The sequence below is a fragment of the Streptomyces sp. Ru71 genome, assembly GCF_002920535.1.
GTDB lineage: Bacteria > Actinomycetota > Actinomycetes > Streptomycetales > Streptomycetaceae > Streptomyces.
This window is the reverse complement of sequence record NZ_PQSS01000011.1, coordinates 1-15,616: the sequence shown is the minus strand read 5'-3', so window position 1 is coordinate 15,616 and position 15,616 is coordinate 1. Positions and strand designations below refer to the sequence as shown.

The 15,616-nt window shown below is 73.1% G+C and carries 14 protein-coding genes; 6 read left to right on the top strand and 8 right to left on the bottom strand.

Annotation, left to right across the window (positions count from 1 at the left end):
* Positions 1-44: 44 nt before the first annotated feature.
* Positions 45-1,679 (top strand): serine hydrolase, encoded by a 1,635-nt coding sequence (locus C3489_RS09400; RefSeq protein WP_103781303.1) that lies wholly within the window; start codon positions 45-47, stop codon positions 1,677-1,679.
* A gap of 88 nt (positions 1,680-1,767) precedes the next feature.
* Here C3489_RS09400 and moeZ read toward each other — a convergent pair whose 3' ends face one another.
* The 7 genes from moeZ to C3489_RS09365 all read right to left on the bottom strand — a co-directional run bounded on the left by moeZ (position 1,768) and on the right by C3489_RS09365 (position 10,728).
* Entirely contained in the window at positions 1,768-2,946 is a 1,179-nt protein-coding gene (gene moeZ, locus C3489_RS09395) for an adenylyltransferase/sulfurtransferase MoeZ (RefSeq protein WP_103781302.1), read from the bottom strand.
* 63 nt (positions 2,947-3,009) lie between these two features.
* Positions 3,010-3,762: a spherulation-specific family 4 protein gene (locus C3489_RS09390; RefSeq protein ID WP_103781301.1), complete on the bottom strand. Its 753-nt coding sequence runs from the start codon at positions 3,760-3,762 to the stop codon at positions 3,010-3,012.
* Positions 3,750-4,712: an NAD(P)-dependent oxidoreductase gene (locus tag C3489_RS09385; RefSeq protein WP_103781300.1), complete on the bottom strand. Its 963-nt coding sequence runs from the start codon at positions 4,710-4,712 to the stop codon at positions 3,750-3,752. The genes C3489_RS09390 and C3489_RS09385 overlap by 13 nt, the downstream gene beginning before the upstream one ends.
* A gap of 109 nt (positions 4,713-4,821) precedes the next feature.
* Positions 4,822-5,631, bottom strand: coding sequence for a hypothetical protein (locus C3489_RS39990; protein ID WP_374936729.1), 810 nt, complete (start codon positions 5,629-5,631; stop codon positions 4,822-4,824).
* Between the two features lie 474 nt (positions 5,632-6,105).
* Positions 6,106-7,833: a DUF3492 domain-containing protein gene (locus tag C3489_RS09375; RefSeq protein ID WP_103781299.1), complete on the bottom strand. Its 1,728-nt coding sequence runs from the start codon at positions 7,831-7,833 to the stop codon at positions 6,106-6,108.
* A 226-nt stretch (positions 7,834-8,059) separates the two neighbouring features.
* Entirely contained in the window at positions 8,060-9,709 is a 1,650-nt protein-coding gene (locus tag C3489_RS09370; protein ID WP_374936728.1) for a DUF3152 domain-containing protein, read from the bottom strand.
* 8 nt (positions 9,710-9,717) lie between these two features.
* Positions 9,718-10,728, bottom strand: coding sequence for an alpha/beta fold hydrolase (locus tag C3489_RS09365; protein ID WP_103781297.1), 1,011 nt, complete (start codon positions 10,726-10,728; stop codon positions 9,718-9,720).
* Between the two features lie 255 nt (positions 10,729-10,983).
* Between C3489_RS09365 and C3489_RS09360 the strand changes: the two genes are divergently transcribed.
* From C3489_RS09360 to C3489_RS09345, 4 genes are all read left to right on the top strand, one after another.
* Positions 10,984-11,208: a hypothetical protein gene (locus tag C3489_RS09360; protein ID WP_103781296.1), complete on the top strand. Its 225-nt coding sequence runs from the start codon at positions 10,984-10,986 to the stop codon at positions 11,206-11,208.
* A 188-nt stretch (positions 11,209-11,396) separates the two neighbouring features.
* Positions 11,397-12,041: a TetR/AcrR family transcriptional regulator gene (locus C3489_RS09355; protein WP_103781295.1), complete on the top strand. Its 645-nt coding sequence runs from the start codon at positions 11,397-11,399 to the stop codon at positions 12,039-12,041.
* A gap of 167 nt (positions 12,042-12,208) precedes the next feature.
* A complete protein-coding gene (locus C3489_RS09350; protein WP_103781294.1) occupies positions 12,209-12,436 on the top strand; it encodes a DUF3107 domain-containing protein in 228 nt (75 codons plus the stop codon).
* Between the two features lie 205 nt (positions 12,437-12,641).
* Entirely contained in the window at positions 12,642-12,911 is a 270-nt protein-coding gene (locus tag C3489_RS09345) for a hypothetical protein (protein WP_103781406.1), read from the top strand.
* Between the two features lie 143 nt (positions 12,912-13,054).
* Here C3489_RS09345 and C3489_RS09340 read toward each other — a convergent pair whose 3' ends face one another.
* Positions 13,055-13,792: a ferritin-like fold-containing protein gene (locus C3489_RS09340; RefSeq protein WP_181139594.1), complete on the bottom strand. Its 738-nt coding sequence runs from the start codon at positions 13,790-13,792 to the stop codon at positions 13,055-13,057.
* Positions 13,793-14,329: 537 nt separating this feature from the next.
* On the opposite strand from C3489_RS09340, the gene C3489_RS09335 reads away from it, so the two are divergent.
* The coding region (locus tag C3489_RS09335; RefSeq protein ID WP_374936727.1) for a DEAD/DEAH box helicase at positions 14,330-15,616 on the top strand (1,287 nt) is incomplete at its 3' end.

The following is a 15,616-nucleotide window of genomic DNA, read 5'->3' as shown; positions in this document are numbered from 1 at the left end:
CGCCGGACACGCGCCAGGGGCCTTGAACGCGAGGAAACCGGATCATGGTGAATCGAAGTCGCAGGAGAAGGCTGTCGTGGCAGAGCCGGGTGGGCGCGGCAGTGGTGCCGCTGGGCGTGCTGGGGCTCGCCGTGTCGGGGTGCAGCGACAGGACGGACGCGGCTACCGGCGGGCCGTCGGCCACCGCGTCGCTCGCGCCCACGCCGCCGAAGCAACCGCCGCCCCAGTTGACCCAGGACCAGGTGAAGACCGCGGTGAGCCGGCTCGACGGCCTGGTGGAGAACGCGATGCGGCAGACCGGAGTGCCGGGCGTGGCGGTGGCCGTCGTCTACCAGGACAAGGTCATCTACCGCAAGGGCTTCGGCGTCCGCGAGCTGGGCAAGAGCGCCAAGGTCGACCCCGCGACCGTCTTCCAGCTGGCGTCCGTGTCCAAGCCGCTGTCGTCCACCGTCGTGGCCGGGGCCGTGGGACGCAAGGTCATCGGCTGGGACGATCCGGTCCGTCCCCACGAGCCGGACTTCGCGCTGAAGGACCCGTACGTGAGCGCGAACGCGACCGTCGCGGACCTGTTCTCGCACCGCAGCGGCCTGCCCGACCACGCGGGCGACCTGCTCCAGGACCTGGGATACCCGCTCGACTACATCCTGCGGCACCTGCGGCTGGAGCCCCTGACCCCCTTCCGCGCAAGTTACGCCTACACCAACTTCGGCCTCACGGCAGCGGGCGAGGCGGTGGCCCACGCGGCGAAGACCAGCTGGCCGCGGCTGGCGACGGACACCCTGTTCAAACCCCTGGGGATGGATCACTCCAGCTACGAGCGTGCCGACTACGACAAGGCCGCCGACAAGGCGTCGGCCCATGTGCTGGTCAACGGTCACTGGAAGCCCTCCACCACCGAGAACGCCGACCGGCAGGCGCCCGCGGGTGGTGCGAGTTCGTCCGTCGACGACCTCACCAAGTGGATGCGCCTGCAACTGGGCAACGGGGAGTTCGAGGGGAGAAAACTGATCGACCCAGCCGCCCTGGACCAGACCCACGTACCCCACTCCGTCGCCAATCCGCCACACGCCCCGGCCGGCGAGCCGGGCTTCTACGGGCTCGGCTGGGACGTCGGCTACGACCAGCGCGGACGGCTGCGCCTGAGCCATTCCGGCGGCTTCGAGTTGGGCGCCGCGACCACGGTGTCCCTGCTCCCCGGCGAGCAGCTCGGCGTGGTCGTGCTGTCGAACGGGCAGCCCATCGGCGTTCCCGAGGCGATCAGCGCCGCGTTCTTCGACATCGCCCAGAACGGAAAGCAGACGGTCGACTGGCTGCCCTTCTTCAGGAAGGCGGTCGAGGCAGCCGTCTACACGGGCGCCTCCCCCACGAACTACGCCAAGCCGCCCGCCAACGCGACACCGGCCAAGGCCGACGACGTCTACACGGGCACCTACGCCAACGACTACTACGGCCCGGTCGTCGTCACCAGCGACGGCAAAGGCAACCTGAGCATGACACTGGGCCCGAAGAAGATGACGTTCCCCCTGAAGCACTACACGGGTGACACCTTCAGCTATCAGACCCAGGGCGAGAACGCCGTCGGCCTGTCCGGCGTCACCTTCCACACCCGCTCCGGCCAGGCCACGAGCGTCACGATCGAACACCTCGACGCCAACGGCCTGGGCACCTTCACCCGCTGAGACCCCCACCGGACGCGAAAGCCCACGGCACCCGAGCTGCTCGGATGCCGTGGGCTTCGTCAGCCTCGCCGGTCGGCGAGAGCCGTGATCAGTAGACCGGCTTGTGCGGTTCGATCTGGTTGACCCAGCCGATGACGCCGCCGCCCACGTGGACCGCGTCGGCGAAGCCCGCGGACTTCAGGACCGCGAGGACTTCCGCACTGCGGACACCCGTCTTGCAGTGCAAGACGATCTTCTTGTCCTGCGGGAGGCCCTCCAGGGCGGTGCCCATGAGGAACTCGTTCTTCGGGATCAGGCGGGCGCCCGGGATGGAGACGATCTCGTACTCGTTCGGCTCGCGGACGTCGATGATGTCGATGTTCTCGCCGTCGTCGATCCACTCCTTGAGCTGCTTGGGAGTGATCGTCGCGCTGGCGGCCGCCTCCTGGGCCTCCTCGGAGACGACGCCGCAGAAGGCCTCGTAGTCGATGAGCTCGGTGACCGTCGGGTTGTCGCCGCAGACCGCGCAGTTCGGGTCCTTGCGGACCTTGACCTGGCGGTAGGTCATCTCCAGGGCGTCGTAGATCATCAGACGGCCGACCAGCGGCTCGCCGATGCCCGCGAGGAGCTTGATGGCCTCGTTGACCTGGATGGAGCCGATGGACGCGCACAGCACGCCCAGGACGCCGCCCTCGGCGCAGGAGGGGACCATGCCGGGGGGCGGGGGCTCCGGGTAGAGGCAGCGGTAGCAGGGGCCGTGCTCGGACCAGAAGACGGACGCCTGGCCGTCGAAGCGGTAGATCGAGCCCCACACGTACGGCTTGTTCAGCAGCACGCACGCGTCGTTGACCAGGTAGCGGGTCGCGAAGTTGTCCGTGCCGTCGATGATCAGGTCGTACTGGCTGAAGATGTCCATCACGTTGTCGGCTTCGAGCCGCTCCTCGTGAAGGACCACGTTCACGTACGGGTTGATGCCCTTGACGGTGTCGCGGGCCGACTCCGCCTTCGAGCGGCCGATGTCGGACTGGCTGTGGATGATCTGACGCTGCAGGTTCGACTCGTCGACCTCGTCGAACTCCACGATGCCGAGCGTGCCCACGCCCGCGGCGGCCAGGTACATCAGCGCCGGCGAGCCCAGGCCGCCGGCGCCCACACAGAGCACCTTGGCGTTCTTCAGCCGCTTCTGCCCGTCCATCCCCACGTCGGGGATGATCAGGTGGCGGGAGTACCGGCGGACCTCGTCTACGGTGAGCTCAGCAGCTGGCTCGACCAGGGGTGGCAACGACACGGGGACTCCGTTGGTCGGTCAAACAGTACGGTTGTTCTCCCCGTAACACTGCCATGGGCTTTTTCATTCCGAGACACCCGTTCCGATACGCGAGACGATTTCGTCCCAGTAGCCGGGCATCGTGGTCCACGGGTCCACGCCCTCGTCCCTGTGGTGGCCGCTTCCCACCCGGTCGGTGAACCAGATCGTCGCCGCGCCCTGCCAGCGGGCGATGCGCAGTGCCTCCTCCAGGTGCGGGCGGGGCACGCCGTGCACGAGGTGGCAGAAGCGCTCCGGCGGGTGGTCCGCGGTCCACTCGGCCGCCTGCGACCAGCGGTAGTCGCTCCAGGCGCCGCGGAAGGTCACCAACTGCTCGGCGGTCTCGGCGTAGCCGGGGTGCGGGTGGGTGCCGTGGCCCAGGACGATGTGGGCATCGTCACGCCGGGAGCGCAGCGCGGAGACCGTGCGGCGCACCGCCGGCAGGGCGTCGCCGTCGGCGGGGCAGCGGTCCAGCAGGAAGCCGTCGACCTGGTACCAGTCGACGTAGTGCTGGGCGTCGCCGAGCACGTCACCGGCGGCCGAGGAGGCGTTCAGCCGCCCCAGCACGCGCACACCGGCGTTGCGGAGCCGGCCGGCCGCCTCCAGGCAGTGCGGGTCGGGGCGGGCGCCGGCGCCGTCGGCGACGTCGAGGACGACCCAGTGCAGCGGCCTGCCGGGCCGGGCGAGCTCGCCCCACTCGGCCGGTGCCACGAGGGGGTGCGCGAGGCCCGGGATGCCGAGGCCGGTGCGCAGATCGGTGCTGGAGGTGCTGGCTTTGGTACTGGTCAGATGCGGCATGCCGCCTCCATCCAGATGTCGGCGAGGGACTCTTCGAGGTTGATCCGGGGCCGCCAGCCGAGCCGGTCGCGTGCGGTGCGCACATCGGCCTGCTGCCAGCTGCCGCAGCCGTCGGGGTAGGGGTAGGCGACCGGTGCGACATGGTCGGAGTCGGCACGCGGGTGGCCGATGGGCGACCTGAGCGGCGGGCCGGGCGGGCCGTCGAGCTCGTGCAGGGCACCGCCGTAGCCGGCGACCCGGGCGAGGATCGCGGCGGCGTCGCGCAGCCGCACGGCGCGGCCCGAGCCGATGTTGATCACGCCTTGCGCGGCCGACAGGGAGGCGGCGTGGACGGCGCGGGCCACGTCGCGGACGTCGACGAAGTCGCGCTGGGCGCCGAGGCCGCCGAGCTTGAGTTCGCCGTCGCCGGACTGCATGGCACGCCGCATGGCCTCGGCGAGCCGCCCGAGCGGGGAGCCGGCCGGGGTGCCGGGTCCGGCGGGCGAGAAGACGCGCAGGACGACGGCGTCCAAGCCGGAACCGAGGACGAGTTCGGTGGCGGCGAGCTTGCTGACGCCGTACGGGCCGCCGGGGCGCGGCACCGCGTCCTCGGCCGTGGAGGAGCCGGGCTGGCTCGGGCCGTACTCGGCGCCGCAGCCGAGCTGCACCAGCCGGGCTCCGCAGCCGCTGCGGCGCAGCGCCTCGCAGATGGTGGCGACGGCGACGGTGTTGTGCCGGGTCAGTTCGCGGGCGCCGCCGCGGGTGGCGCCGGCGCAGTTGACGACGACCTGCGGGTGGACGGCGTCGAGGAAGCGGGTGAGCGCGCCCGGGCTGCCGGTGGCGAGGTCGAAGCGGACGTCGGCGTCGTCCCCGCGGCCGAGCGCGGTGAGCTGGACGGCCGGGTCGGCGAGCAGACGGTCGGCGACGAAGCGGCCGAGGAAGCCGTTGGCTCCGATCAGCAGGACCCTCATCGGGCGGCTCCCGGGGCCGAGTCCTCGGGTCGGGAGGTGATCATCTGGTGTTCTCCTTCAAGGGTGTCGCGGTTGCGTGCGGCCCGGTGGGGGGTGGGCTGCCGGCGGCTCACCGGGGGTGGTCCGCTCGCGCGTGGGCCGAGGCCCGGGTGAGGGTGCGGGTCGCGTGGATCAGCAGGGTCAGGGCCGCCGCCCCGCACAGCAGGGCGGGCACGCCGCCCGGGCCCAGGGCGCCGACGACGGCCTCCACGGGGACGCTCAGGAAGCCGCAGCCGGGCAGGCGGGCGGCGAGGACCGCGGCCACGACGACGGCCTCGCAGGCGGCCGTGGCGGCCAGGACGAGCCCGGGTGCGCGGGTCGCTCCGTGCAGGGCCAGCAGGCGGGCGAGCAGCAGGAGGGCGCCCAGGGTGAGCGTGCGGGCGTAGCCGGCGGGCTCGCCGAGGAGGGTCGCGCACAGGGCGAGCAGCGCGGTGAGCGCGGCCAGGAACAGGGCGAACGTGCCGAGCAGCAGGGGCCGTACGGCTGCGGCGAACTCCTCCAGACCGCCGCTGGCGGCGAGTTTGCGGCGGGCGCCGGCGGCGAGGAGGTGGGCGCACCAGGCGGCGGGGGCGCAGGCGAGGGTGAGCGCCAGGAGGGGGGCCGCGGCGAGCGGCCAGGCGCCGGCCGGGGTGCCGTCGGGCAGGCCGTCGGGGCCTCCGGTGACGGCCGCGTCGAGCAGGGCGTCGCCCAGCGCGGCGTAGGCGAGCAGCCACCAGACGGCGGCGCGGGCACCGGCGGGGCGGGCGGCGGGCCGGGGGCGGTGCGCCGCGCTCAGGGGGCCCCGGCGCAGAACGGCCCGCAGTGCGGCAGCCACGGCGAGGACGCCGGCCAGGGCGACGAACCCGCGCGCCCGGCCGTCGGTGAGCCGCAGGCCTGCCACGGCGGCGGCACACAGGGCCCCGGGCAGCAGGGACAGCGGCAGCCAGGTCGCGCGCGGCCGGTCCGGGGCGTGAGCGGCCGGGGGCGTCCCCCGCGCCCCGCGGTGGAGTGAGGTCGCCGGTGCGGGGCACGCGCGCGTACATCTCCTCCGCGAGGGAGAAGACGTCCCGGTGGCGGAAGCGGGCGGCGGTGCGGTCGGTGACGCCGTGCGCCTCCAGACCGGCGGCGATCTCCAACGGGTCGACGGCGCTCTCGCACAGCTCCCGGTGCCGGTGCATCAGCGCCTTCACGGGGTCGGCGGTGCCGCGCCGGGGGGCGTGGGGTCTCCGGGGGCCACGCGGCGCCTCGGAGGCACCGTCCGGCGCCTCCGTGGGTGGCGCCCCCGCCCCGCTGCCGTCCAGGAGCTGTGCCGACCGCGTGTCCCACGCCCCGGGGCTGCTCGGTGTCCCCGGGCGGTCCTGGTCCGCCGTGCCGCTCATCGCGCTCCTTCCGCCGCCGCCACGGGCCGCACGCCTGGCCGGGCCGTGGCCCGTACGGGTGCCGCCTCGGCCCACCCCGGGCCGCCACGGGCGACGACTGGGGTGCCCGAGTCGGTCCAGCTGCCGGGGACGTGTGCCTCCGCCGGGACACCGAAGGGCAGGGGCTCGCCGGCCTCGTCGAGGACGACGCGGGTGACCGGGCAGCGGGAGACGATCTCCAGGTAAATGCCGTGAAATGCCGCGACGTTCTGCTCGACGGTGAACAGCTCCAGCGCACGCGCGCGTGCGGCGGCGCCCAGGCGCGCACGACGCTCGGGGTCGCGCAGCATCGCCACGCACGCCTCCGCGAGCGCCCGTGGATTGCGCGGCGGTACGACGAGTCCGGTGCCGCCGATGACCTCGACGACCGCGCCGACGTCCGTGGAGACGGTCGCGCGAGCGCAGAACATCGCCTCGACCAGACCGAGGGGAAAGCCCTCGACGACGCTGGACAGCACGACGACCGCGCCGGCGGCGTAGGCGTCGGCGAGCGTGGGCAGTTCCGGACCGCCGATCTCCTCGAAGGAGACGGGGTTGTCGCCGACGGCGTGCAGCCCTGCGGCCTCGTCCGGGAAGAGCTGGGCGGCGAGCGCCTTGCAGTGGGCGAGGTACGCCTCGCCCTCGGCTCCGGCGGGCGGCCCGACGATCCGCAGACGGGCGCCCGGCTCCTCCCGGCGGACCTCGGCGAAGGCGTGCAGCAGCGACACCAGGTCCTTGGCCGGTTCGATCCGGCCGACCCACACGAGGGTGTCCGGGTCGGCGGTGTCCGGCGCCTCACCGACCTCGGTGAAGCGACCGGCGTCCATGCCCGGGTAGACCGTGCGCAGCTTGGCCCGGTCGGCGCCGCAGCGTTCCTGCCAGCGGCGGGCGTGCGCGTTGCCGGGCGTGACGCAGGCGGCCCGGCGGTAGACCTCGGTGGCGAGCCGCCCGTGGAAGGCGGCGAGCAGCGCGCGGACGGCGGGCGCGGTGGCCGGGCCGGCGCCCTGGGCCAGATAGTGGCTGCGCAGCCGTACGCCGTACTCGGTCACCAGCAGCGGTACGCCGAAGAAGTGGCCGGCGAGCAGGCCGGACAGGGCCGCCGGGCCACCCGAGGCGGCGTGGCACAGGTCGGCCGAGCCGAGCCCGGCGTCGTCGTACCAGTCGAGCGAGAGGGGGCGCAGGGCGCTTTCCAGGTGCTCGGTGACGGCGAGGAGGTCCGGCACCCGGGCCTCGCGTGCGGTGCGCAGCGCGCCGGGCGCACGACAGGCGCGTTCCAGGGCGCGCACCGCCCCTTCCGAACGGAGCGCGCCCACCAGCCCGCCCTCGTCGCGGGCGAGTTCGGCGAGGCCGTACAGCGCGTTGCTGAAACGGTCCGCCTCGGGGGTGGACCCGTCCTCCGCAGCGCCGCCCGCGGGGTCCGCGCAGATCGCGGCCAGCAGTTCGCCGTAGCACTCCGCGAACCGCCGGCGCGCACGCCTGCCGTACGCCACGCCGTCCTCCCGCGCGGTCCACAGCGGCGCCACGCGCACCCCGCTGACCTGCGGCGGCAGCGGCACCCAGCCGTCGTCCTCCTGGTCCCGGCCGCGGCTGAGCGCGTAGACGTCGAACTCGTGCTGCCCGAGCCCGCGCACGAGCCGGTCGCACCACGGCCCGGCGTCACCGCTCAGAAACGGGTAGCCACCCTCCGTAATCAATCCGATGCGCACGCGTACACCCCCGATCTCCCAGGTGGGGAGCCGCCGCCTGTCCGGCGGCTCGCAGCGGGACGAACGTATGCGGACAAGGCGGTGGTGCGACGGACGGTTGTCCGTCGCACCACCAAAAGGGGTGAACGGTCGTAACTTTCCCGCGCGGGTCGCGTTCGGTCGCGCTAGGAGATCACGCGGTTGCGAAACGTCATGCGTCGCGCCGGTACGACGATGCCTGCCCGGGTCAGGTGGCGGGGTACGGCCAGGGGTTGGGCCGGCAGTGGATTCCGTCGTGGTCCAGGAACTTGGTCTGCTGCTGCATGACCGGGGCCAGTTCGCCGTCCTTGTCGCAGGTGACGTGACCGTGGCCGAGACGGTGGCCGACCTCGTGGTTGATCAGCATCTGCCGGTAGGCGTGGATCTGGTCGCCGTAGGTCGGGGAACCCTGCGCCCACCGGTAGGCGTTGATCATCACGCGCTCGGTGGCGGCCGAGTCGCAGGAGACGTTGTCCTCCGTGGTGTCCAGGCCGGACTTGGCGCACCAGGCGGCGGTGGTGCCGGGGCTGGCGAGCGTGATGACGAAGTCGGGCTTGCCGGAGTAGACGCGCTCGAAGGTGCGGGCGCCGCCGTGGGCCCAGCTGCGGGGGTCGTTGAGCGTCTTCTGCACGGCCTCCGCGAACAGCGCACCGTCGAGGCCGAGGCCCTGCTCGACGTCCACGCGGTAGGTGTACTTCTGGCCGTGCCCCGGCGCCTTCGCGACGCCGGGCACCGCGTCGAAGGCCCCCGGGCCCTTGAGGGTGGCGCTGAGCGGGTACTTCCGCGCCATCTTCTGCTCGTACGTCAGCGGCGCGGCCGGCGTGGACTGGCTGGGCCTGCCCTCGCCGCGCGAGGCGGAGTCCCGGGCGTCGCGCGCCTGGTCGGAGGCCGACTGCGCGTGTACGCCGCCGTCGTGGTCGCCGGTGACCTGGCCGGCCACGACGACGGCGAGCACGGTGGTCACGGCGGCGGCCGCGATGCCGGTGAAGGTGCGGCCCTTGCCGCTCTTGGGGCGCGCGGGCAGGTCGTCGCCCGCGAGGCCGGCCCCGTCGGCGCCGGTGCCGGGCGGGGCGGCGGCGGGCCGGGGGACGGTGGTGCCGGGATGGGCGCTCGCGGCGTGGGGCGGCGCGGCTCTGTTGCCGGCACCCGTGCCGCTGCCGGTGGCTGTGCCGGTGTCCGGGTCGGTGGACGGATCGGGTCCGGTACCGGGGCGGAACGGGGTGAAGACGTCGTCGCGGTCGCGACGGGCGCCGTCGAGGCCCTCGAAGGCGTCCAGGTACTCCTGACGCGGCCCGCCCTGCGGTGCCCGCCGCTGCCGCGGAATGGGAACGCCGGCGGTCTGCTGCCCCGCGGGCCGCGCGGATCCTGCCGCGCCGGGCGCTGCGCTCACGTCGCCCCAGCCACCGCCTGCTTCCCGCTGCTCCGGATGCCCGCCCCGCACCCGGGGGACACCGTGAGCGGGGGTGCCGTCGGGGAACCTCGGGACGCCATGAGCGGGCGTGCCGTCAGGGAACCTCGGCACACCATGAGCAGGCGTGCCGTCGGAGAACCTCGGCACTCCACGCGCCGGTGTGCCGTCCGGGAACCGGGGCACACCGTGGGCCGGAGTGCCGTCCGGCCGCCGGGGCATGCCCCGCGTCGGCGCCCCCTGGGGGAAGGCCGCCCCCGGCGCCCCCTGCGGATACCCGAACCCGCCAGGCCCAGGCACCCCTTCGCCACCCCACCCCGCCGGATCGTCCGGAAGCTGTGGCATCGGTGGCTGCGGAACCGGCGCCGACGGGCGTCCCGCCCCCGCCGTCCCGTTGGTATCGCCAGGCGCCTTCTTCGGCGCGGGCCCCCGCCTGCTGTGGCGTCCCACGTCGCGCCTCAGCTCCCCTGGCTCGCGGATTCGGACTCGGACTCGGCGACGGTACCGGCACCCGGACCGGTCACGTCGGTCAGCAGCTCGCGGAACGCGGCGGCCACCGCCTCCGGATACTCCATCATCGCCACGTGCCCGGCGTCCGGCAGCGTCACCAGCCGCGCGTCGCGGAAGGTGCGCGCCGCCTTGTGAGCCATGCGGAAGCCGACGAGCTTGTCCCGGCCGCCGTAGACGAGCAGCGTGGGCGCGAGGACCCGGGCGGCCTGGCGCCACAGCCCGTGCTGGCCGCCCAGCGTGTAGGCGTCGACGATCCCGCGCGCGGAGCGGGCCATCGCGTCCCAGAAGTACGGCAGCCGCATGCGCCGCTCCAGCTCGTCGACCGCGTCCCGGAACGCCTGCGGCGACACGCGCGCGGGGTCGCCGTAGCACAGGGCCATCGAGCCGCGGACCCGCTGCTCGGCCGTCCACTCCCGGGTCAGCCGGGTGAACAGCGCGGCCATGCCGGGCACGGCCAGCAGGGCCGTCGGCACGGCGGTGCGCTGGACGCGCAGCTCCGGCAGCGCGGGCGAGACGAGGGTGAGCGTGCGGACCAGGTCGGGGCGCAGCGCGGCTACGCGCGTGGAGACGGCGCCGCCGAGGGAGTTGCCGAACAGGTGGACGGGTCCGCGTCCGGAGGCGTCGAGGTAACGGATCACGGCGCGCGCGTGCCCGGTGACGGAGTAGTCGCCGTCGTCCGGTGGCGGCGAGTCGCCGAAGCCCGGCAGGTCCAGGGCCTCGCTGTCCACGACGCCGTCCAGCTCGGCCATGAGCGAGGACCAGTTCTGCGAGGAACCGGCGAGCCCGTGGACGTACAGCGCGGGCGGCAGCCCCTCCTCGGCGGGGGGCCGTGAGCGCACCGTGAGCGTGATGCCGGGCAGTCCGACCGACTTCAGCCGCTCGCCCTCCGCGACCCTGACGGATGCCGCCTTCGGGGAAAGGTCGGTGGGCGGCACGGACGGCAGCTCGGTCGAAGACATGCGGCAATGTTACGAGACGATCACGCAGTTGGTTCACGTGTTCGGCATCACAGGGGTCACCGGGAACCCAAGGGGCACACGGCCCCTCAAGGGTGAGCCGGACCCGGATCCGTTCCGCACGCGCGCGTGCGGGCTCCGTCACGCACCCGCGCGTATGGCATGGCGTCCGGATCGGGTGTCTCCTACGCTCAGGGAGTGGGCACCCGGGTGTGACCCCCGTTCTTTCCAGGGACGTTCTTAGGAAGGGAGCCCTCCATGGCCTTCGACCCCACCGACCCCGAGACGTTCGAGGAGATCGAGGAAGAGGGTGCCGCGGAGCACGACGTCGAGGCGCCCGACGCGGACGCCGCCGAGCAGCAGGCGGCCGTCGCGCCCGACCGCGACGACCCCCTGACCGGCGTGGACCCGGCGCGGGCGAACGAGGCCGACCTGATCGAGCAGGCGCGCGTCGTCTCGCTCGACGAGGACGACTACCGCTGACCCCGGCACCGCGCTGAGCTGGAGAGAGGCCGTTTTTTGCCCGCTCGGGACCGTTTTGAAACCCTTTCCCCGACTTTCGTCACCGTCCGGTCCGTGAAATTCTGCGCTCGCACCGCGCACACCCGGGTTACCGAAAAGTACGATGGCGGCGCGGCGCACACCGCATGTGGACGACTTTGGGAGGCGGCGTGACAGCCATCGAGCAGACAGAGGCGGCACGCCCGCGAGGTACGCGCCTGCCGCGCCGTGCCCGACGGAACCAGCTGCTGGGCGCCGCCCAGGAAGTCTTCGTGGCGCAGGGCTACCACGCCGCCGCGATGGACGACATCGCCGAGCGCGCCGGCGTCAGCAAGCCGGTGCTCTACCAGCACTTCCCGGGCAAGCTCGACCTCTACCTCGCCCTGCTGGACCAGCACTGCGAGTCGCTGATCCAGTCCGTGCGGGGCGCGCTCGCGTCGACCACCGACAACAAGCAGCGCGTACGGGCGACCATGGACGCCTACTTCGCCTACGTCGAGGACGACGGCGGCGCGTTCCGTCTGGTCTTCGAGTCGGACCTGACGAACGAGCCCGCGGTGCGCGAGCGCGTCGACAAGGTCACCAACGAGTGCGCCGAGGCGATCTGCGACGTCATCGCCGAGGACACCGGTCTCTCGCGCGCGGAGTCGATGCTGCTGGCCAGCGGCCTCGGCGGCCTCGCCCAGGTGGTGGCCCGCTCCTGGCTGCACAGCGACCGCAGCGTGCCGCGCGAGCAGGCGGTGCAGCTGCTGACCTCGCTCGCCTGGCGCGGCATCGCCGGCTTCCCGCTGCACGGCACCGAGCAGCACCACTGATCCACCCCGGCCTGGGGCCGTGTGACAGCCGACGGGAGTTTGTTCCCGTCGGCTGTTCGCTGTTGGCGTGCCCGGCGCGGAGCGTGCGGGTCCCCTCACCGGGCTAATGTGTGCTGGGTACGGCGCGGAAGGTCGCGCACTTCACTGACCGTCGGAGGGACATAGCCGTGGAGGTCAAGATCGGCGTGCAGCACGCGCCCCGCGAGATCGTTCTGGAGAGCGGTCAGAGTGCCGAGGAGGTCGAGCGGGCGGTGTCCGAGGCGCTGGCCGGCAAGGCACAGCTGCTGAGCCTCGTGGACGAGCACGGCCGCAGGATCCTGGTCCCGGCCGACCGCCTCGCCTATGTGGAGATCGGTGAGCCGGCCCCGCGCAAGGTGGGCTTCGGCGCGCTGTAGAGGCGCCGCGCAGCGGATGTGTACCGGAGGGGGCCGGCGGTGTCGAACCGCCGGCCCCCTCCCGTGTTCCCTCTTCACGGACGGAGCACAGCGACTCCACAGTCGAGGATTGGATTCCGCAGGTCACGGGTATGACGGGCTACGACCTTGGTACCAGGTGGGCATGACCCTGGTGCAGTGTCCGGCCGTCTGGGAGGGACCCGCGATGATCTTCGAAGCACTCGGCTCGGCCGTGCTCGGTCTCGTCATGGCGTGGGCGGCGTTGCACCGCCTGTCCCACCGGCTGCCGGCCCGCGCGCTGGTCCTCGCGACGGGCGTCGCCGGGGGCCTCTTCGGCGACTTCGTCACCCACAGCGCCCTCGGCCCCGGCAGCGTCCTGCCGAGCCTGATCGGCGCTGCGATCGTCTCGGCGGCGTCCCTGTCCCTCCTCCTGCGCCCCGCAGGCCGCCTCCGTCGACGATCAGCAACGGCGTAAGCCGACGGGACGACGGCGAAGCCGAAGCCGCAGGACGACGGCGAAGCCGGAGTCCAAGGGGCGCGGGGAACTGCGCGGCCAGCCACAACACACCCGCAGCCGCACAACTCCCCGCAACCACCCCCCACGAAGCGAACCCGGGGTCAGGCCGCGAGGCCCAGCGCAGCCATCCGCTTGGTGTGCGCCTCGGTGATCCGAGAGAACATCTTCCCGACCTCCGCGAGGTCGAACCCGTCCGCGACCCCGCCCACGAGCATCGTCGACAGCGCGTCCCGGTCGGCGACCACGCGCTGGGACTGCGACAGCGCCTCGCCCATCAGACGCCGCGCCCACAGCGCCAGGCGCCCGCCGACACGCGGGTCGGCCTCGATCGCGGCGCGCACCCGGTCGACGGCGAAGCCGGCGTGCCCGGTGTCGTCCAGCACGGCCAGCACCAGCGAGCGCGTGTCGGAGTCGAGGCGGGCGGCGACCTCCCGGTAGAAGTCGCTGGCGATGGAGTCGCCGACGTACGCCTTCACCAGGCCCTCCAGCCAGTCCGAGGGTGCCGTCTGCTTGTGGAAGCCGTCGAGCGCGGCGACGAACGGCTCCATGGCCTGCGTCGGGTCGGCACCGATCTCGGTGAGCCGGTCGCGCAGCCGCTCGAAGTGGTGGAACTCGGCCGACGCCATCTTGGCCAGCTCCGCCTTGTCCGCCAGCGTGGGCGCCAGCTTGGCGTCCTCCGCCAGCCGCTCGAACGCCGCCAGCTCGCCGTAGGCGAGCGCGCCGAGCAGGTCCACGACGGCGGCCCGGTACTGCGGTTCGGCGGAGGCCGTCGCCCAGTCCTGGGCGGCGACCCCGGTGGGTGCGTCGGAGGCGTGGTCAGGCTTGTCAGAGCTCGTCATGCAGCGCACAATAGCCCGCTCGCCGCACGAGGGAAGGCCCTGGTCACCACTGTGGCGGCGGCGCCGCCGAGAGCCGCCCGGCCAGTGTGACGACCACAACGTGACCGAATCGGCCATCGCGTGTGCGTCGATCCGGGGTATGGTGGTAATGCGCCTGCCGAATACTCGGTTGCATTCCGACGTGTCTCGACGGGCCGCACGTATGAGGATGCCCGGTCGGTGGCCCGATCGGCTCCGACCCGACAGCCCTCCCCGACCGTACGGCAGGACGCGTACGGCCCCGGAGGGGGACACCCTCAGCGGTACGAGCGCTTCGAGCGTCGGCAGAGGTCCCGTGCCTACGGCTTGCCCGAGCGGTTCTCCGTAAGGCGGCCGACGTCCCCGGCACGGTCCGACACGACCCCCGCGCTCGCCTCGCACCGCGCACACAGAAGAGGCAGCACCCTGACTACGACGTTCCGAGAGCTCGGAATCCTTCCCGAGACCGCCGAGGCCCTGGAGGCCGTCGGCATCATCACCCCCTTCCCCATCCAGGAGATGACCCTCCCCGTCGCCCTCTCCGGCACGGATGTCATCGGCCAGGCCAAGACCGGCACCGGCAAGACGCTCGGCTTCGGCCTTCCGCTCCTTGAGCGTGTCACCGTCCCCGCCGACGTCGAGGCCGGCCGGGCCGCCCCCGAGGCCCTCACCGACGCCCCCCAGGCGCTCGTCGTCGTCCCCACGCGTGAGCTGTGCACGCAGGTCACCAACGACCTGCTGACGGCGGGCAAGGTCCGTAACGTGCGCGTGCTGGCGATCTACGGCGGCCGCGCCTACGAGCCGCAGGTCGAGGCCCTCAAGAAGGGCGTCGACGTGGTCGTCGGCACCCCGGGCCGCCTGCTCGACCTGGCGGGCCAGAAGAAGCTGGACCTGAAGCACATCAAGTCCCTGGTCCTCGACGAGGCCGACGAGATGCTCGACCTGGGCTTCCTGCCCGACGTCGAGAAGATCATCAACCTGCTTCCGGCCAAGCGCCAGACCATGCTGTTCTCGGCCACCATGCCGGGCGCGGTCATCGGTCTCGCGCGCCGCTACATGTCCCGGCCCACGCACATCCGCGCCACCGCGCCGGACGACGAGGGCGTGACGGTCGCGAACATCAAGCAGTTCGTCTACCGCGCGCACTCGATGGACAAGCCGGAGATGGTCGCCCGCATCCTGCAGGCCGACGGCCGCGGGCTGGCAATGATCTTCTGCCGGACCAAGCGCACCGCCGCCGACATCGCCGAGCAGCTCCAGCGCCGCGGCTTCGCGGCCGGCGCGGTCCACGGCGACCTCGGCCAGGGCGCCCGCGAGCAGGCGCTGCGCGCCTTCCGCAACGGCAAGGTCGACGTGCTCGTGTGCACCGACGTCGCCGCGCGCGGCATCGACGTCGAGGGCGTCACGCACGTCATCAACTACCAGTCCCCCGAGGACGAGAAGACGTACCTGCACCGGGTGGGCCGTACCGGCCGCGCGGGCGCCAAGGGTACGGCGATCACCCTGGTCGACTGGGACGACATCCCGCGCTGGCAGCTGATCAACAAGGCGCTGGAGCTGGACTTCAACGACCCGGTGGAGACGTACTCCAGCTCCCCGCACCTGTTCAGCGACCTCTCCATCCCGGAGGGCACGAAGGGCACCCTGCCGCGCTCCGAGCGCACCCGCGCCGGTCTGGACGCCGAGGTCCTGGAGGACCTGGGCGAGCCGGGCGGCCGCGGTGGCCGCGGGCGCGGTGACCGTGGTGGCCGCCGTGACGAGTCCCGCTCCGCCGACCGCGACCGCGAGCGCGAGCGCAGCCGTGCG

Excerpts from the sequence above, each read along its gene's own strand:
- C3489_RS09340 (WP_181139594.1), bottom strand. The coding sequence starts at position 13,792 with ATGACGAGCTCTGACAAGCCTGACCACGCCTCCGACGCACCCACCGGG.
- C3489_RS09345 (WP_103781406.1), top strand. The coding sequence starts at position 12,642 with ATGATCTTCGAAGCACTCGGCTCGGCCGTGCTCGGTCTCGTCATGGCG.
- C3489_RS09385 (WP_103781300.1), bottom strand. The coding sequence starts at position 4,712 with ATGAGGGTCCTGCTGATCGGAGCCAACGGCTTCCTCGGCCGCTTCGTC.
- C3489_RS09390 (WP_103781301.1), bottom strand. The coding sequence starts at position 3,762 with ATGCCGCATCTGACCAGTACCAAAGCCAGCACCTCCAGCACCGATCTG.
- C3489_RS09365 (WP_103781297.1), bottom strand. The coding sequence starts at position 10,728 with ATGTCTTCGACCGAGCTGCCGTCCGTGCCGCCCACCGACCTTTCCCCG.
- C3489_RS09400 (WP_103781303.1), top strand. The coding sequence starts at position 45 with ATGGTGAATCGAAGTCGCAGGAGAAGGCTGTCGTGGCAGAGCCGGGTG.
- C3489_RS09360 (WP_103781296.1), top strand. The coding sequence starts at position 10,984 with ATGGCCTTCGACCCCACCGACCCCGAGACGTTCGAGGAGATCGAGGAA.